The 17,512-nt window shown below is 49.7% G+C and carries 14 protein-coding genes; 6 read left to right on the top strand and 8 right to left on the bottom strand.

What is annotated here, in order from left to right; genetic code table 11:
- Positions 1–41: 41 nt before the first annotated feature.
- The 4 genes from pgtA to HEM79_RS18330 form a co-directional block, all read right to left on the bottom strand.
- Complete coding sequence (gene pgtA / locus HEM79_RS18345; protein WP_176242511.1) at positions 42–1,352, bottom strand: two-component system response regulator PgtA; 1,311 nt, start codon at positions 1,350–1,352, stop codon at positions 42–44.
- Positions 1,318–3,285: an ATP-binding protein gene (locus HEM79_RS22925; protein WP_176242509.1), complete on the bottom strand. Its 1,968-nt coding sequence runs from the start codon at positions 3,283–3,285 to the stop codon at positions 1,318–1,320. Before HEM79_RS22925 ends, pgtA begins: the two co-directional genes overlap by 35 nt.
- On the bottom strand, positions 3,282–4,514 hold the full coding sequence (locus HEM79_RS18335) for an ABC transporter substrate-binding protein (protein ID WP_176242507.1): 1,233 nt from the start codon (positions 4,512–4,514) through the stop codon (positions 3,282–3,284). The genes HEM79_RS22925 and HEM79_RS18335 overlap by 4 nt, the downstream gene beginning before the upstream one ends.
- 155 nt (positions 4,515–4,669) lie before the next feature.
- Positions 4,670–4,924 (bottom strand): hypothetical protein, encoded by a 255-nt coding sequence (locus tag HEM79_RS18330; RefSeq protein WP_286178626.1) that lies wholly within the window; start codon positions 4,922–4,924, stop codon positions 4,670–4,672.
- Between the two features lie 373 nt (positions 4,925–5,297).
- Between HEM79_RS18330 and pgtP the strand changes: the two genes are divergently transcribed.
- Positions 5,298–6,683, top strand: coding sequence for a phosphoglycerate transporter PgtP (gene pgtP / locus HEM79_RS18325; RefSeq protein ID WP_176242503.1), 1,386 nt, complete (start codon positions 5,298–5,300; stop codon positions 6,681–6,683).
- 34 nt (positions 6,684–6,717) lie between these two features.
- Here the strand turns inward: pgtP and HEM79_RS18320 are convergent, their stop codons facing one another.
- A complete protein-coding gene (locus HEM79_RS18320) occupies positions 6,718–7,326 on the bottom strand; it encodes a YiiX family permuted papain-like enzyme (protein WP_176242501.1) in 609 nt (202 codons plus the stop codon).
- 197 nt (positions 7,327–7,523) lie between these two features.
- Positions 7,524–7,841, bottom strand: a complete 318-nt coding sequence (gene metJ / locus HEM79_RS18315; RefSeq protein ID WP_000852812.1) for a met regulon transcriptional regulator MetJ — start codon at positions 7,839–7,841, stop codon at positions 7,524–7,526.
- A gap of 276 nt (positions 7,842–8,117) precedes the next feature.
- Between metJ and metB the strand changes: the two genes are divergently transcribed.
- Both metB and metL read left to right on the top strand, forming a co-directional pair.
- Positions 8,118–9,278, top strand: coding sequence for a cystathionine gamma-synthase (gene metB, locus HEM79_RS18310; protein ID WP_176242499.1), 1,161 nt, complete (start codon positions 8,118–8,120; stop codon positions 9,276–9,278).
- A gap of 2 nt (positions 9,279–9,280) precedes the next feature.
- On the top strand, positions 9,281–11,713 hold the full coding sequence (gene metL, locus HEM79_RS18305) for a bifunctional aspartate kinase/homoserine dehydrogenase II (RefSeq protein WP_176242497.1): 2,433 nt from the start codon (positions 9,281–9,283) through the stop codon (positions 11,711–11,713).
- A 91-nt stretch (positions 11,714–11,804) separates the two neighbouring features.
- On the opposite strand, the gene HEM79_RS18300 is transcribed toward metL, so the two are convergent.
- Positions 11,805–11,945, bottom strand: a complete 141-nt coding sequence (locus HEM79_RS18300) for a hypothetical protein (RefSeq protein ID WP_065228014.1) — start codon at positions 11,943–11,945, stop codon at positions 11,805–11,807.
- A gap of 75 nt (positions 11,946–12,020) precedes the next feature.
- Between HEM79_RS18300 and metF the strand changes: the two genes are divergently transcribed.
- The 3 genes from metF (at position 12,021) to yijE (ending at position 16,422) form a co-directional block, all read left to right on the top strand.
- Positions 12,021–12,911, top strand: a complete 891-nt coding sequence (gene metF / locus HEM79_RS18295) for a methylenetetrahydrofolate reductase (protein ID WP_000007526.1) — start codon at positions 12,021–12,023, stop codon at positions 12,909–12,911.
- A 328-nt stretch (positions 12,912–13,239) separates the two neighbouring features.
- Positions 13,240–15,420: a catalase/peroxidase HPI gene (gene katG, locus HEM79_RS18290; RefSeq protein ID WP_010350185.1), complete on the top strand. Its 2,181-nt coding sequence runs from the start codon at positions 13,240–13,242 to the stop codon at positions 15,418–15,420.
- A 96-nt stretch (positions 15,421–15,516) separates the two neighbouring features.
- On the top strand, positions 15,517–16,422 hold the full coding sequence (gene yijE, locus HEM79_RS18285; protein ID WP_176242495.1) for a cystine transporter YijE: 906 nt from the start codon (positions 15,517–15,519) through the stop codon (positions 16,420–16,422).
- A 26-nt stretch (positions 16,423–16,448) separates the two neighbouring features.
- Here yijE and HEM79_RS18280 read toward each other — a convergent pair whose 3' ends face one another.
- On the bottom strand, positions 16,449–17,066 hold the full coding sequence (locus tag HEM79_RS18280; protein ID WP_000647903.1) for a DUF1287 domain-containing protein: 618 nt from the start codon (positions 17,064–17,066) through the stop codon (positions 16,449–16,451).
- Positions 17,067–17,512: the final 446 nt, after the last annotated feature.

Genomic DNA, 17,512 nt, shown 5'->3' with positions numbered 1-17,512 from the left:
GCGCTTTTTTTGTGCCTGAAAATCTACATTAGCAACATAACTCATTGAGTTTGTGTCTTTTTGTCTTTCTTTTCATAGCGAAAATCCATTTTATCAATACCGTATTTTTTCATGCGTAAATACAGCTTTTTTCTGGGTATCTGAAAGTAATCAGCAACGTCGTTGATACGACCCTGATGGAAGTTGAGTGCATCAATAATTATTTGTTTTTCATAAGATTCTACGAGTTCATCCAGCGGTGCTGGATCCGTCTCCATCATCTGCAAACTGACCGAATCGTCCAGCATTAAAACGCCGACTGCCACCAGTTCTGCCGCATTTACCAATTCAATAATATTACCAGGCCAGGTACGCGCCATCAGTCGCTTATAAAAAGCTTTTCCCAGCAATGGTTGCTGGCGATTTAATCGCTTACAGGTGAGGGTCAGATAATGGTGAAAAATAGGTTCAATATCCCCCGGTCGCTGGCTGAGTGGTGGGCATTCAATGTGGGTGAGTGAAAAAAGAAAATACAATGCAGGAATAATTTTTTGTGCGGCAGCCAGTTCAGCCAGAGGGCTTTGATTAACAACAATCAGACGAAATGACCGATCCTGGGGTCTTTCCTGGTACTGGATCAAGGCGCGCTGATTTTCTGGCGTTAAATGCTCAAGTTCTTTTAATAACAGCGTGCCACCTTTTGCTTCTTTCACCCATTCTTCCAACGGCTGCGGGCTATTGGCGCTGAGTGTGCGTTCAATTAAAGGCCTTTCCTTGCGAGAACTAAATTGATGAAGATAGTGGGCGGCTAATGTTCTTCCTGTGCCTGGTTCGCCGTAAAAGCAGACGGGAAGATCGGTTTCTGCCAGCGTTTCAAGCTGTTGGCGTGTCTGGCGAATCCAACCGCTGTTACCGATTAAGTGCCGATTAAACTGAGCGTGTCGCCACTTTTTTTGTTCCAGATAAGCTTCACGTTCAGCCAGTGCTTTCTCGATAAGCGATAGAAATTGTTCCGGATTGATCGGCTTTTGCAGGAAATCCCACGCTCCCTTTTTTACTGCTTCAACTGCCATGGGGACATCGCCATGCCCGGTGATCATCAGAATGGGAAGATTAGGGTCAATCAGCATTATTTTTTCCAGCAGCGTGATGCCTGAAATATCCGGCATACAAACGTCGCACACCACGATGCCTTCCCACGTGTTTTGCAGTAATTGTAGAGCCTCGGAAGGGTTGCTACAGGTACATACGACATAACCCTCTTGTTGTAAGAGAGTGCTGTAGGCTTGCAGAACATCATTGTCGTCATCAAAATTGTTGGGGTGGTGTCTGTCATGCTTAAAGTTTCCTGAAACGTAGAATAACCAGCGCATGGCGGTCGAGAGTTGACGCGATATATAACTCTCCCTGGCACTGGCGCATAATAGAATGGCTAATCGAAAGGCCAATACCCAAACCTACAGCTTTGTCCGTGGTAAAAGGCGTTAATAGTCGATCAGCCAGATGCACTGGCCAGCCTTTTCCATTATCAGCAATATATAGCGTTACAGTGGAGGCTTCTTCTTCAAAGCTGATGGTTATTGTGGGTGATTGCTCCAGAGTGGCTTCCAGGGCATTCGTAAACAAATTAACTAAAACTTGTTGAATCAAAACATCATCGCCATAAACGGCAAGGAAATTATCAGGGTAGTGAAGAGAGGCCTTCAGTGGTCGATGTTTCAACGCCAGAAGTTCCCAGGATGAATAAATTACCTGCTGTAAATTGATTGCACCGCCAGCCAGTTCACTATCTCGACGGCGGGCAAAGTTGCGCAATCTTTTCACGATGTTATCCATGCGCTCGACCAACGATCGCATTGTGACAATATAATTTTTCACCAAACCAACGTCTTGTTGTTCCAGCGCGCGGTTGGCGCTGAAAAGATACATAGATAATGCATTAAGTGGTTGATTAATTTCATGTGCCAGTGTTGTCATTGTCTGCCCAACCACGGCCAGTTTTGCAGTTTGGATCAATTCACTTTGTGTTGTACGAAGGTTTTTTTCTGTCGCAATACGCTCGCATATTTCCTGTCCCAGTTGACGTTGCTGTTGATTAATTTTTTCAATAGTCTGGCGGAGCAGGTTGGCAATTCTCCCAAGTTCATCGTTGCCGGAGACCGGGATATCAGCATCAAGTTCACCATTGCTTAACTTGACAACGGCATCATTCAATAACTGAAATCGGCGGATCATTCTGGGACGAATGTAGAGGTAATTTACCAGAATGACGAATAGTAAGGCGGTAACCATAGCCGCCAAAATCAATAGCCCGCTGATTTGCATTATTTTTTCCAATCGGAGATTGAATGTTTGCAATTGTTGATGGCTATTACCTAATTGCGTTTCTAATTGACCGCGTATTTGCGTAAATACACGCTCTTTATCCCCGATAGTGCTCACGAGAGTTTGTTGAGCTTGTTGCCAGGCAGCCAGGGTTCCGGGTAGATAATTTTGCTGAGTACCCAACTCCCACAAGGAATAAACTGTCTGGTGTAATGTGATGGTACTGGAATAAGAGGATAACGACCGCACATTTTCGTCAATGCTGTGTTTCAAAAAATTCAAATACTGAATATGTTGTTTTAACGCGTCTATATCTCCACTATGCGTGTTAAGCATCTCCTTTAGCGTACTGACGATTTGGGTTTCTATATGGGAAAGTTCGAAAACGAGCTGCAATTCTTTTTGAATGGTTTGCTGAGCATTTTGCAAACTCTGTTTTTCGGGTAGATCTTTTTGTTGGCTGAGTTGATTTAGCAACGACGATTGTTGCCAACTTAAATCCTGAGTAAGTGAGTTGAGTTCATTATTAAAGTCATCATGCAGCCAGTTAACTCTTGAGGATATAACGTCGAGTTTTCCTTTTTCCTGATTGTTGTTGTTCAATGCGTTATCGAGCTTGTTAAGCAGTCTGTCACTACTGGCGACCTGTTGGTTAAGCGCACGTTGATGTACTGAATCAAGATGAGGGTTAATAGCCTTAATTTTTTGTAGCCGTTGTTCAATTTGCTCCCTTACCTGAAGACGACTAGCGGTATTGGTTGTCTGTTGCAGCTCATTAAATTCGTTTACCAATGCGGTGAGGTTTTCTTCAAAAAGAAATGAAGCCTGAATCCTCGGGAAATAATCATCAAGCGCGTAGCGAACCTGAGAATTTTGTTCATACCAGGAATAGAGGCTGACTACGCTAACGAATAGCGTAAGAACTGCGCTAAAAACAAAGGCGAGCCGTAAGCTCGTCCCTATAGTATGTAGTTGTTTCACTTTAACGACTCAAGTTGTGTGTTCACCAATTGCTGCTGATGCAGGAAAAACTGCTGCCATGCCATGAGCTGAGCTTCACGAAAGCCTGATTGCAGTTCGAATTGCTGCAGGTACATGGAATTAACGGACTGCTCTGGGGTAACAGGAACCGCTGTTAATAATGCGCGCACATCTGGCAATTTACGTTTAAGCCGATGTTCTGCGGCATATAATGATTTCCAACTGTTTTGAAGCTCGGTAAGGCGAAAAGTAATCGCATTATCAAATAACAATTGCACAAGCTTTTGGCGCTGCATAATCAACGGATAATCAAGGGAAAGGGAGGCAAATAATCGCAGTTGTTGATCCGCGAGTGGCGTACCGGAGGGTAGCGGATATACCGGATACTTTCCTGAATCAGAATCGCTTAATGCCTGTTGTCCTTCCTGGCTCAACAAAAAATTAATAAAACGCCCCGCCTCCTGTGGATGTTTACTACCGTTTGCGATGGCAATAAACATTGGCGCTGCGCGAGAGTTGGGAAAATAACTGAAACGTAAAGTTGAATTATTAAGCAGTACGTTAGCGTAATTGTCGATGACTGGACCAGCGTCTCCCAGCCCTGTACTGATCTTATTTGCTACGCCAAAGCTGCGTGATGAAATGGTAGCGAGATTGCCGCCTATTTTCAGTAGAGTACCCCAACCATTACTCCATCCTTGTTGTTGCAGGAGATCTTCAATCATCAGATGTGTGGTATCTGAACGTGAAGGGCTGCTCATTAATAGTGTTCCTTGATAACGTGACCTGCTCAATTCCTTCCATGAAGTCGGTACTGGTTCATTTTTATCTTCCAGATGCGCCACATTGATCAGGATGCCATAGCCCGATACTGCAACCGCAACGGTGGTTGAACGAATAGATTCGGGTACTAACTTTCTGCTTGTTTCTATTTGATTATTAAATGGCTGGAGCAGATTTTTACTTTGCAACCGCTGTAGCAACATGGGAGATGAACTCAGTACCAGATCAATATTTTCACCCAATGGATTTTCCAGCAGGCGCTCAATGGATGCACTGGTTCGGTTAAGCGTTCGGATTTTGGTTGCCAGTGGTTGTTTTTGCCATTGACTGATAATGTGCTCCGTCGCTTCCGAAGAAAGCGTTGTAGCAATCACCAGCTCTTGCGCTGAGGTGACATTGACGCATAAAACCCAACAGATTAATGCTCGTTGTATAATACGAATCATGTCAAAAATCCTATTAACGAGAGAAAAACTCTTACGCTGTAATTCATATCATTATCCGTTAGCTAATATACACAATGACTGTAAGACGCTGATGTCAGTATCGGAAATTTCATTAATTCAGATGTAACTAGCGTCACTATATCTGGAAGCGGTTATCAAAAAAAGATCAATATTGCACCTCTGAACATGTGTATCTTACGGAAATAGCGATTGTTACGGCTATTACCGGTAATTAATTTCGACATTTGTGCTATCGGATTCAGGTCCTGACCGGATTCTATTGTTTCTTTGCGCCAGCCTTCAGAAGCCGGAAGAATGGCTTTAATTCGAACGCAAATGTGCTTGTCACGAGGGTTAACATGAAAATGTTTAAGCCCTGCTTGTTGTTGAACGGTGATGGAAATTTTCATGTTGTGTAGCATGATCCTCCAACAGGGTAAAATCGAGCCTCTTCAATGATCACGTATATGGATACAAAATATGTGACTGACCTCAAAAACTGAAAAAATTAATAAAAGTAATTATTTTTTTATTGGGGCTGTTGTAACCCGTTAATGCTGAAATAATGGCTTCGTTCTATTTTGAGATATAAAAATGGGAAAGAAATGGAACATGACATTTGTATTTTTGAGTCAGTTTTGACTCATATGCCCTGTATTGTAACTTAAACTCACTTGCTTCACTATCTTCAAAACCAATGAAGCAAGGGCTTTTGCAATACTCATCAGAGAGTAGCAACTGGCATTGCTGTTTTAAATAACTCTATGAACTGGAAGGTGATATATGCTTTCTCTATTGAAACCTAAAGTGGCAACACATAAGGTTCCTGAAAGTGAAATAAAGAATACCTATAATCGTTATCGTATGCAGGCGCTATTTAGCGTGTTTATCGGTTATCTTTCGTATTATATTGTCAGGAATAACTTTGTTCTCTCCACACCTTATTTAAAGCAAGATCTTAATCTGTCTGCGACTCAAATAGGTCTACTTAGCAGTTGTATGCTGATCGCCTATGGTATTAGTAAAGGGGTAATGAGTAGTCTGGCAGATAAAGCGAACCCTAAAGTTTATATGGCTGTGGGGTTGGTTCTTTGTGCTCTCGTTAACGTGGCGCTTGGTTTTAGTTTTGCTTTCTGGATGTTTGCGGGACTTGTTATTTTAAATGGTCTCTTTCAAGGGATGGGGGTTGGTCCTTCGTTTATTACAATAGCCAACTGGTTCCCTCGTAAAGAACGGGGCATCGTCGGTGCGGTCTGGAATATTTCACACAATGTTGGGGGCGGTATTGTTGCTCCGATTGTTGGTGGTGCATTTGCTGTGCTGGGTACTGAACACTGGAAAATAGCAACATATGTTGTTCCAGCTATTGTCTCTGTTGTCATTGCTATCGTGGTACTGATGTCAGGTAAAGGTTCGCCCGTAAGTGAAGGTTTGCCGCCATTAAGCGAAATCGTCCCGGACGACGTCAGCATTAAAGCAAAAGATGAGCGTGCGCCGGAAGATATGACTGCCTGGCAAATTTTTTGTACCTATGTGCTAAAAAACAAGAATGCATGGTTCGTCTCTTTCGTTGATGTTTTTGTCTATATGGTGCGTTTCGGAATTATCAGTTGGTTGCCTATTTACCTGTTAAGTGTGAAACATTTTACGAAGACTGAAATGAGCACGGCATTTTTAATCTTCGAATGGGCGGCGATTCCAACTACGTTATTTGCTGGCTGGTTGAGTGATAAATTATTTCATGGTCGCCGTATGCCACCCGCTATTATCAGTATGGTATTGATTTTCTTCTGCCTGCTGGGCTACTGGAAAAGTGACTCTCTGCTCTCTATTACCATTTTTGCTGCCTGCGTAGGCTGCCTTATTTATGTTCCGCAGTTCCTGGCTTCTGTTCAGACAATGGAAATTGTCCCCAGTTTTGCCGTGGGTTCTGCAGTCGGTTTGCGTGGTTTTATGAGCTATATTCTTGGCGCAACGCTTGGAACAAGTCTGTTTGGTGTTATGGTCGATCAGGTTGGTTGGGATGGCGGTTTTTATCTTCTGCTTGCTGGTGTTATCTGCTGCATTATTTTCTGTACGTTAACGCACTTTGGCGCGATCGCCATGGAACGACAGCGTCAAAATGACGTTGCTGAATTTTCGCAAGAGCTTCAGACCAGCAAAAGTTAGGTTTTAGGGGGCCAGTTATGATGCGATTGGCCCATTACCATGAAAACAGCGACCATTCTTTAGCAACGGTAGTGAGTTGCGGCGCATCGAAAACGGCTTGCGGTGAGACGACTGTTTCTTCAAGCGGGATATTTTTGCCGTAGCGTTCTTTGAGCTTTGCCTGAACCAGCGGGTTACTAAGATCGAACTCTTTTAGTTTTTGCTGCTCACCCACGCGCATTCCCAGCGCGTTCTGATAAACCTTCCACACCACTTCCGAACAGTACTGGCGATCGTCGCTCCACGAAAAACTGAAGTCATACGGTTTACCCAGATAACGTTTTGCCGTTTGCGCCAGTTTTTGCTGTTGTTCGGTTGTTAACCCACCTTCAACGCGGCGAACAATATATTTGCTATCTTCACCGTGGGCGATCCACTGCTTGAGCGGGGTGTATTTCACCGGGCCGACCGCTTCAAAGACGTAGGGTTGTTTATTGCGTATCACCAGCATACCAGTGTGGCTGTAATCGGAATGGGTTGCCAGTTGGATTGCTTTACTTTGCGATGAGCGAGAAATTTGAAAGATGATGTCGCCGGTTTGCGGTTGCCAGGCAAAGGCAGGCACAGAAACCAGCAGGCTGGGGAGCAGTAGCCTGTATTTCATAGTTAAACGTCCATGTATGAAAAAGCGGTGGGTTAGAGCAGAGCCGCTGACAACGTGCTCGTTGTTTATGCCGGATGCGGCGTGAACGCCTTATCCGGCCTACAAGTTCGTGCAAATTCAATAAATTGCAATATGACGTAGGCCTGATAAGCGTAGCGCATCAGGCGATTCCACTCTCCGCGCCGCTCTTTTCCGCTTTAGTATTCCCACGTCTCCGGGTTAATCCCCATCTCACGCATGATCTCTTTTGCCGCTTCCGGGATTTCGTCGCTGCGCTCTTTACGCAGATCGGCATCATCCGGCAGAGGTTGCCCGGTAAAGGCATGCAGAAACGCTTCGCACAGCAGCTCGCTGTTAGTAGCGTGACGCAGGTTGTTCACCTGACGACGCGTGCGTTCATCGGTGAGGATTTTTAACACCTTAAGAGGAATGGAAACCGTAATCTTTTTGACTTGTTCACTCTTCTTACCGTGCTCAGCGTATGGGCTGATATATTCGCCGCTCCATTCAGCCATGAGATACTTAATCCTCTTCGTCAATAAATTGAGACCAGACCGCACAGTTTATAAGGGTACTGGTCATAAACCCGCATAGTTTACCGCACAGGCGCTACCGTGACATCGTGTAATGCGCCTGCCAGTGTGATAATGCATATAATTTTAACGGCAATTTGAGATTTGCTCAATCTATACGCAAAGAAGTTTAGATGTCCAGATGTATTGACGTCCATTAACACAATGTTTACTCTGGTGCCTGACATTTCACCAACAAAGCCCAGGAAACTTCATCACATGACGCGTAAACAGGCCACCATCGCAGTGCGTAGCGGGTTAAATGACGACGAACAGTATGGTTGCGTTGTCCCGCCTATCCATCTTTCCAGCACCTATAACTTTACCGGATTTAACGAACCGCGCGCGCATGATTACTCGCGTCGCGGCAACCCAACGCGCGATGTGGTTCAGCGTGCGCTGGCAGAACTGGAAGGCGGTGCAGGTGCGGTGCTAACCAATACAGGCATGTCAGCTATTCACCTGGTCACGACCGTCTTTTTGAAACCCGGTGATCTGCTGGTTGCGCCGCACGACTGCTACGGCGGCAGCTATCGCCTGTTCGACAGTCTGGCAAAACGCGGCTGCTATCGCGTGCTGTTTGTTGATCAGGGCGATGAACAGGCATTACGGGCGGCACTGGCAGAAAAACCTAAACTGGTGCTGGTAGAAAGCCCAAGTAATCCATTGTTACGCGTCGTGGATATTGCGAAAATCTGCCATCTGGCAAGGGAAGTCGGGGCGGTGAGCGTGGTGGATAACACCTTCTTAAGCCCGGCATTACAAAATCCACTGGCATTAGGTGCCGATCTGGTGTTGCATTCATGTACGAAATATCTGAACGGTCACTCAGACGTGGTGGCGGGCGTGGTGATTGCTAAAGATCCGGACGTGGTTACTGAACTTGCCTGGTGGGCAAACAATATTGGCGTAACGGGCGGCGCGTTTGACAGCTATCTGCTGCTGCGCGGTCTGCGTACTCTGGTGCCGCGTACGGAGCTGGCTCAGCGCAACGCGCAGGCGATTGTGAAATATCTGCAAACCCAGCCGTTGGTGAAAAAACTTTATCACCCATCGCTGCCGGAAAATCAGGGGCATGAAATTGCCGTGCGCCAGCAAAAAGGCTTTGGCGCAATGTTGAGTTTTGAGCTGGATGGCGATGAGCAAACGCTGCGTCGTTTCCTGGGCGGGCTGTCGTTGTTTACGCTGGCGGAATCGTTAGGGGGAGTGGAAAGTTTAATCTCTCACGCCGCAACCATGACACATGCAGGCATGGCGCCAGAAGCGCGTGCTGCCGCCGGGATCTCCGAGACGCTGTTGCGTATCTCCACCGGTATTGAAGATGGCGAAGATTTAATTGCCGACCTGGAAAATGGCTTCCGGGCTGCAAACAAGGGGTAAAAATGAGTGTGATTGCGCAGGCAGGGGCGAAAGGTCGTCAACTGCATAAATTTGGTGGCAGTAGTCTGGCTGATGTGAAGTGTTATTTGCGTGTCGCGGGCATTATGGCGGAGTACTCTCAGCCCGACGATATGATGGTGGTTTCCGCCGCCGGTAGCACCACTAACCAGTTGATTAACTGGTTGAAACTAAGCCAGACCGATCGTCTCTCTGCGCATCAGGTTCAACAAACGCTACGTCGTTATCAATGCGATCTGATTAGCGGCCTGTTACCTGCCGAAGAAGCCGATAGCCTCATTAGCGCCTTTGTCAGCGATCTTGAACGCCTGGCGGCGCTGCTCGACAGCGGTATTAACGACGCGGTGTATGCGGAAGTGGTGGGCCACGGTGAAGTGTGGTCGGCGCGCCTGATGTCTGCGGTGCTTAACCAACAAGGACTGCCTGCGGTCTGGCTTGATGCCCGCGAGTTTTTACGTGCTGAACGCGCTGCGCAACCGCAGGTTGATGAAGGCCTTTCGTACCCGCTGCTGCAACAGTTGCTGGTGCAGCATCCGGGCAAACGTCTGGTAGTGACCGGATTTATCAGCCGTAACAACGGCGGTGAAACGGTGCTGCTGGGGCGTAACGGTTCTGACTATTCCGCTACCCAAATCGGTGCGCTGGCAGGCGTTTCCCGCGTGACCATCTGGAGCGACGTCGCCGGGGTATACAGTGCCGATCCGCGCAAAGTGAAAGATGCCTGCCTGCTGCCGTTGCTGCGTCTCGATGAGGCCAGCGAACTGGCGCGTCTGGCGGCTCCCGTTCTTCACGCTCGTACCCTGCAGCCGGTTTCTGGCAGCGAAATTGACCTGCAACTGCGCTGTAGCTACACGCCGGATCAAGGCTCTACACGCATTGAACGCGTGCTGGCTTCCGGTACAGGAGCGCGTATTGTCACCAGTCACGATGATGTCTGTTTGATTGAGTTTCAGGTGCCCGCCAGCCAGGACTTCAAACTGGTGCATAAAGAAATCGACCAGATCCTGAAACGCGCGCAGGTGCGTCCACTGGCGGTTGGCGTGCATAACGATCGCCAGTTGCTGCAATTTTGCTACACCTCGGAAGTGGCGGACAGTGCCCTGAAAATTCTCGACGAAGCGGGATTACCTGGCGAGCTACGTCTGCGTCAGGGGCTGGCACTGGTGGCGATGGTCGGGGCGGGCGTCACCCGTAACCCGCTGCATTGCCACCGCTTCTGGCAGCAACTGAAAGGCCAGCCGGTCGAATTTACCTGGCAGTCTGATGACGGTATCAGCCTGGTGGCTGTACTGCGTACCGGCCCGACCGAAAGCCTGATTCAGGGGCTGCATCAGTCCGTCTTCCGCGCGGAAAAACGCATTGGCCTGGTCCTGTTCGGCAAGGGCAATATCGGTTCCCGCTGGCTGGAACTGTTCGCTCGTGAGCAGAGTACGCTCTCGGCGCGTACCGGATTTGAATTTGTGCTGGCAGGCGTGGTGGACAGCCGCCGCAGCCTGTTGAGCTATAACGGGCTGGACGCCAGTCGCGCGCTAGCCTTCTTCAACGATGAAGCGGTCGAGCAGGATGAAGAGTCGCTGTTCCTGTGGATGCGCGCCCATCCGTATGATGATTTAGTGGTGCTGGACGTTACCGCCAGCCAGCAGCTTGCTGACCAGTATCTTGATTTCGCCAGCCACGGTTTCCACGTCATCAGTGCCAACAAACTGGCGGGAGCCAGCGACAGCAATAAATATCGCCAGATCCACGACGCCTTCGAAAAAACCGGGCGTCACTGGCTGTACAACGCTACCGTCGGCGCAGGCTTGCCGATCAACCATACCGTGCGCGATCTGATCGACAGCGGCGATACTATTTTGTCGATCAGCGGGATCTTCTCCGGCACGCTCTCCTGGCTGTTCCTGCAATTCGACGGTAGCGTGCCGTTTACCGAGCTGGTGGATCAGGCGTGGCAGCAGGGCTTAACCGAGCCTGACCCGCGTGACGATCTCTCCGGCAAAGACGTGATGCGCAAGCTGGTGATTCTGGCGCGTGAAGCGGGTTACAACATTGAACCGGACCAGGTACGTGTTGAATCGCTGGTGCCTGCCCATTGCGAAGGCGGCAGCATCGACCATTTCTTTGAAAATGGTGATGAACTGAACGAGCAGATGGTGCAACGGCTGGAAGCGGCCCGCGAAATGGGGCTGGTGCTGCGCTACGTGGCGCGTTTCGATGCCAACGGCAAAGCGCGTGTGGGCGTGGAAGCAGTGCGTGAAGATCATCCACTGGCATCACTGCTGCCGTGCGATAACGTCTTTGCCATCGAAAGCCGCTGGTATCGCGATAATCCGCTGGTGATCCGTGGGCCTGGCGCGGGGCGCGATGTCACCGCCGGGGCGATTCAGTCGGATATTAATCGTCTGGCGCAGTTGTTGTAATTTCAGGAGCCCAATAAGGCATAATGCACATGCTTATTGGGCTTAACACAATTTACCTAATTATCATTGCGTTGTAAGCCGGGTAAGGCGTTCACGCTGCATCCGGCAAGAAACAATAAATCCGTCTGCCAGGTTTCTTGTAATTCCCATCCTGAATCTTTTTCATCTTCCCTGATTTTTCCTCACCATCATTGGTCATTTTTCGGTTGACGCCCTTTAGCTTTTCCTTCATCTTTACATCTGGACGTCTAAACGGATAGATGTGCACAACACAACATATAACTACAAGCGATTGATGAGGTAAGGTATGAGCTTTTTTCACGCCAGCCAGCGGGATGCCCTGAATCAGAGTCTGGCAGAAGTCCAGGGGCAGATTAACGTTTCGTTCGAGTTTTTCCCGCCGCGTACCAGTGAAATGGAGCAGACCCTGTGGAACTCCATCGATCGCCTTAGCAGCCTGAAACCGAAGTTTGTATCGGTGACCTATGGCGCAAACTCCGGCGAGCGTGACCGTACGCACAGCATTATTAAAGGCATTAAAGATCGCACCGGTCTCGAAGCTGCGCCGCATCTCACCTGCATTGATGCGACTCCCGATGAGCTGCGCACTATTGCTCGTGACTACTGGAATAACGGCATTCGCCATATTGTGGCGCTGCGTGGCGACCTGCCGCCGGGAAGCGGTAAGCCGGAAATGTATGCCTCTGACCTGGTGACGCTGTTAAAAGAAGTGGCGGATTTCGATATCTCCGTGGCGGCGTATCCGGAAGTTCACCCGGAAGCGAAAAGTGCTCAGGCAGATTTGCTTAACCTGAGACGTAAAGTCGATGCCGGCGCCAACCGTGCGATTACTCAGTTCTTCTTCGATGTCGAAAGCTACCTGCGTTTTCGCGATCGCTGCGTCTCGGCGGGTATCGATGTGGAAATTATTCCGGGTATTTTGCCGGTCTCTAACTTTAAACAGGCGAAGAAATTTGCCGACATGACTAACGTGCGTATTCCGGCGTGGATGGCGCAAATGTTTGACGGTCTGGATGACGATGCTGAAACCCGCAAGCTGGTGGGTGCGAATATCGCCATGGACATGGTGAAGATTTTAAGCCGGGAAGGGGTTAAAGATTTCCACTTCTATACGCTTAACCGCGCTGAAATGAGTTACGCGATTTGTCATACGCTGGGTGTTCGACCTGGTTTATAAATATTGTGGCTTTTGTGAAAATCACACAGTGATCACAAATTTTAAACAGAGCACAAAATGCTGCCTCTAAATGAGGGTGGGAAAATAAGGTAGTCAGCCTTGTTTTCTCCCTCCGCCCTTGAAGTATGTGAAGCTAAAACCTTTTTTTATAAAGTATTTGTCCTAAATCGGACATAATCAAAAAGGCTTAATTACGATCAATTTGATCTACATCTCTTTAACCAACAATATGTAAGATCTCAACTATCGCATCCGTGGATTAATTCAATTATAACTTCTCTCTAACGCTGTGTATCGTAACGGTAACACTGTAGAGGGGAGCACATTGATGAGCACGTCAGACGATATCCATAACACGACAGCCACCGGCAAATGCCCGTTCCATCAGGGTGGTCATGACCAGAGCGCAGGTGGGGGCACAACCACTCGCGACTGGTGGCCAAATCAACTCCGTGTTGACCTGTTAAACCAACATTCTAATCGTTCTAACCCACTGGGTGAGGACTTTGACTACCGCAAAGAATTCAGCAAATTAGATTACTACGGCCTGAAAAAAGATCTGAAAGCCCTGCTGACAGAATCTCAGCCGTGGTGGCCTGCCGACTGGGGCAGCTATGCGGGCTTATTTATTCGTATGGCCTGGCACGGCGCGGGGACTTACCGTTCCATCGACGGACGCGGCGGCGCAGGTCGTGGTCAGCAACGTTTTGCACCGCTGAACTCCTGGCCGGATAACGTTAGCCTCGATAAAGCGCGTCGCCTGTTGTGGCCAATCAAACAGAAATATGGTCAGAAAATCTCCTGGGCAGACCTGTTTATCCTCGCGGGTAACGTGGCGCTGGAAAATTCCGGCTTCCGTACCTTCGGTTTTGGTGCCGGTCGTGAAGACGTCTGGGAACCGGATCTCGACGTTAACTGGGGTGATGAAAAAGCCTGGCTGACCCACCGTCATCCGGAAGCACTGGCGAAAGCACCGCTGGGCGCAACCGAGATGGGGCTGATTTACGTTAACCCGGAAGGCCCGGATCACAGCGGCGAACCGCTTTCTGCGGCGGCAGCTATCCGCGCGACCTTTGGCAACATGGGGATGAACGACGAAGAAACCGTGGCGCTGATTGCGGGTGGACACACGCTGGGTAAAACCCACGGTGCCGGTCCGACATCTAACGTTGGCCCTGACCCGGAAGCTGCACCGATTGAAGAACAAGGTTTAGGCTGGTCGAGCACTTACGGCAGCGGCGTTGGCGCAGATGCCATCACCTCTGGTCTGGAAGTGGTCTGGACGCAGACGCCGACCCAGTGGAGCAACTATTTCTTCGAAAACCTGTTCAAATATGAGTGGGTACAGACCCGCAGCCCGGCTGGCGCAATCCAGTTCGAAGCGGTAGACGCACCGGAAATTATCCCGGATCCGTTTGATCCGTCGAAGAAACGTAAACCGACGATGCTGGTGACCGACCTGACGCTGCGTTTTGATCCGGAGTTCGAGAAGATTTCTCGTCGCTTCCTCAACGATCCGCAGGCGTTTAACGAAGCCTTTGCCCGTGCCTGGTTCAAACTGACGCACAGGGATATGGGGCCGAAATCTCGTTACATCGGGCCGGAAGTACCGAAAGAAGATCTGATCTGGCAAGATCCGCTGCCGCAGCCGATCTACAACCCGACCGAGCAGGACATTATCAGTCTGAAATTTGCGATTGCGGATTCTGGTCTGTCTGTCAGTGAGCTGGTATCGGTGGCCTGGGCGTCTGCTTCTACTTTCCGTGGTGGCGACAAACGCGGTGGCGCCAACGGTGCGCGTCTGGCATTAGCACCACAGCGCGACTGGGATGTGAACGCTGCAGCCGTTCGTGCTCTGCCAGTTCTGGAGAAAATCCAGAAAGAGTCTGGCAAAGCCTCGCTGGCGGATATCATCGTGCTGGCAGGTGTGGTTGGCGTAGAGAAAGCCGCAAGCGCCGCAGGGTTGAGCATTCATGTACCATTTGCGCCGGGTCGCGTCGATGCGCGTCAGGATCAGACTGACATCGAGATGTTCGAGCTGCTGGAGCCGATTGCTGACGGCTTCCGTAACTACCGCGCTCGTCTGGATGTTTCCACCACCGAGTCACTGCTGATCGACAAAGCACAGCAACTGACGCTGACCGCGCCGGAAATGACCGCGCTGGTGGGTGGGATGCGCGTACTGGGTGCTAACTTTGATGGCAGCAAAAACGGCGTCTTTACTGACCGCGTGGGCGTATTGAGCAATGACTTCTTTGTGAACTTGCTGGATATGCGTTACGAGTGGAAAGCGACCGACGAATCGAAAGAACTTTTCGAAGGCCGTGACCGTGAAACCGGCGAAGTGAAATACACTGCCAGCCGTGCGGATCTGGTATTTGGTTCTAACTCAGTCCTGCGCGCGGTGGCGGAAGTTTACGCCAGCAGCGATGCCCACGAGAAGTTTGTTAAAGACTTCGTGGCGGCATGGGTGAAAGTCATGAACCTCGACCGTTTCGACCTGCTGTAATCTGACCTTCTTCAGCGACTGTCTTTCAGGCAGTCGCTGAAGTTTCTTTACCGGCGTATAGTGTCGCTAACAAAACTACTACACGCTGGATCTCTCATGCCTACTACGGGAAAGAGCAACCCACTGGCAATCAGTGGCCTGGTTGTGCTCACACTTATCTGGAGTTATAGCTGGATTTTCATGAAGCAAGTCACCAGCTACATCGGTGCCTTCGACTTTACCGCCTTACGCTGCATTTTCGGCGCTCTCGTTCTGTTCATCGTCCTTTTATTACGTGGTCGTGGAATGCGCCCAACGCCGTTTAAATACACCTTAGCCATCGCCCTGTTACAAACCTGTGGGATGGTTGGCCTGGCGCAGTGGGCACTGGTCAGCGGCGGAGCGGGGAAGGTGGCGATCCTGAGCTATACCATGCCGTTCTGGGTGGTGATTTTCGCTGCGTTGTTTCTTGGTGAACGCCTGCGACGTGGGCAATATTTCGCGATACTGATTGCCGCTTTCGGCTTATTTTTGGTGTTGCAGCCGTGGCAACTCGATTTTTCTTCGATGAAAAGTGCCATGCTGGCAATCCTCTCCGGTGTTAGTTGGGGGGCGAGCGCGATTGTTGCTAAACGTCTGTATGCCCGTCATCCGCGCGTGGATTTATTGTCGTTAACATCCTGGCAGATGCTCTATGCGGCGCTGGTGATGAGTGTGGTCGCTTTACTGGTGCCGCAACGTGAAATTGACTGGCAGCCCACCGTGTTCTGGGCGCTGGCCTACAGTGCGATTCTGGCGACGGCGCTGGCCTGGAGCTTATGGTTGTTCGTGCTGAAAAACTTACCCGCCAGTATTGCCAGCTTAAGTACACTGGCGGTTCCCGTTTGCGGGGTACTCTTTTCCTGGTGGCTGCTCGGTGAGAATCCCGGCGCGGTTGAAGGTAGCGGTATTGTGCTGATTGTGCTGGCACTGGCGCTGGTGAGCCGTAAGAAAAAAGAAGCCGTCAGCGTAAAAAGGATCTGAATTTTTTCTTCACGTGGGGCGATCGCTTATTGAACAAAATAACGATAGTGCCCCACCATCCGCCAGCTAAACAGCACATCTTCTTCCTGCGCACCTGCGCCAATATTATGAATCACCAGCGGTGTGCCGTCGCGGGCAAAACCATCTGAAACCACACCGATATGTGCCAGCCCGTTATCTAATCGCCAGGAGACAATATCGCCCGCTTGATAGTCACTGGCGTTTTTGCTGGTGGGGCGTGTTTTATCATGGCGGGTAAACCAGGTTTCCAGGTTCGGCACCCGACGGTGATCGATGTTGCTGTCAGGGCGTTTTAACTGCCACTTTTGTGGATAATCGGCAAAATTCTTCGCCATATCTTCGTGCACCAGCTTCTGCAAATCGACCTTCTGGCTGCGCAAGGCGCGGATCACTACATCAGAACATACGCCGCGCTCCTGCGGGACATCGCCGCCAGGATAGGTAAGCTGCACATATGCCGGATCGTAAAATAGCGTACTGCCAATTTGCTGCCTGGCGCCATCCGCGATGGCAAGGTTGGTGTTGGCCTGAATTTGTACCACGGTTGGTGGAACAGCGGGAGATTTTAAGGAGTGGCTGGTAAAGGCTGTCAGAAGGCTGACCAGCGCCAGTGAAGCTTTCATCTGTTTCGTCCGTGAAAATAATCGTCACAGATTCGACCTTCCGGGCGTTTGAATGTTCTGTGGGGAAATGTCCAGAAGCGGATAAAAAACTCCGAACAACGCGGAATTTCAGATGGGTGACAAAGTAAAAAAGTGTCCGGACGGTTCCCTCACATCTTTGGGGAGAGGGTGAGGGGAACAGGCCAGCTCCGGAGCGAATATTTACCCTCACCCCGGCCCTCTCCCTGAAAGGGCGAGGGGGAAAACCGTGCCCTCAGTGACGAATGAGCCAGTTTGCCAGCAATTTCCAACACCTGGACAACGCAGGTGTTTCAGATGGCTGACAATGTATAAAACGTGCCCGGACGGTCCCCTCGCCCCTTTGGGGAGAGGGGAACAGACCAGCTCCGGCGCGAATATTTACCCTCACCCCGGCCCTCTCCCTGAAAGGGCGAGGGGGAAAACCG

This window comes from Escherichia sp. 93.0816, assembly GCF_013368855.2.
Taxonomy (GTDB): domain Bacteria; phylum Pseudomonadota; class Gammaproteobacteria; order Enterobacterales; family Enterobacteriaceae; genus Escherichia; species Escherichia ruysiae.
Note: the sequence above shows the minus strand (reverse complement) of the source record. Positions and strands in the feature narration are given on the sequence as shown.

What these genes read in the sequence shown, in the direction of transcription:
- pgtP (WP_176242503.1), top strand. Translation starts at nt 5,298, where the DNA reads ATGCTTTCTCTATTGAAACCTAAAGTGGCAACACATAAGGTTCCTGAA.
- metB (WP_176242499.1), top strand. Translation starts at nt 8,118, where the DNA reads ATGACGCGTAAACAGGCCACCATCGCAGTGCGTAGCGGGTTAAATGAC.
- HEM79_RS18280 (WP_000647903.1), bottom strand. Translation starts at nt 17,066, where the DNA reads ATGAAAGCTTCACTGGCGCTGGTCAGCCTTCTGACAGCCTTTACCAGC.
- metJ (WP_000852812.1), bottom strand. Translation starts at nt 7,841, where the DNA reads ATGGCTGAATGGAGCGGCGAATATATCAGCCCATACGCTGAGCACGGT.
- metF (WP_000007526.1), top strand. Translation starts at nt 12,021, where the DNA reads ATGAGCTTTTTTCACGCCAGCCAGCGGGATGCCCTGAATCAGAGTCTG.
- HEM79_RS18330 (WP_286178626.1), bottom strand. Translation starts at nt 4,924, where the DNA reads ATGAAAATTTCCATCACCGTTCAACAACAAGCAGGGCTTAAACATTTT.
- yijE (WP_176242495.1), top strand. Translation starts at nt 15,517, where the DNA reads ATGCCTACTACGGGAAAGAGCAACCCACTGGCAATCAGTGGCCTGGTT.
- metL (WP_176242497.1), top strand. Translation starts at nt 9,281, where the DNA reads ATGAGTGTGATTGCGCAGGCAGGGGCGAAAGGTCGTCAACTGCATAAA.
- HEM79_RS18300 (WP_065228014.1), bottom strand. Translation starts at nt 11,945, where the DNA reads ATGAAGGAAAAGCTAAAGGGCGTCAACCGAAAAATGACCAATGATGGT.
- HEM79_RS18335 (WP_176242507.1), bottom strand. Translation starts at nt 4,514, where the DNA reads ATGATTCGTATTATACAACGAGCATTAATCTGTTGGGTTTTATGCGTC.
- HEM79_RS18320 (WP_176242501.1), bottom strand. Translation starts at nt 7,326, where the DNA reads ATGAAATACAGGCTACTGCTCCCCAGCCTGCTGGTTTCTGTGCCTGCC.
- katG (WP_010350185.1), top strand. Translation starts at nt 13,240, where the DNA reads ATGAGCACGTCAGACGATATCCATAACACGACAGCCACCGGCAAATGC.
- pgtA (WP_176242511.1), bottom strand. Translation starts at nt 1,352, where the DNA reads ATGCGCTGGTTATTCTACGTTTCAGGAAACTTTAAGCATGACAGACAC.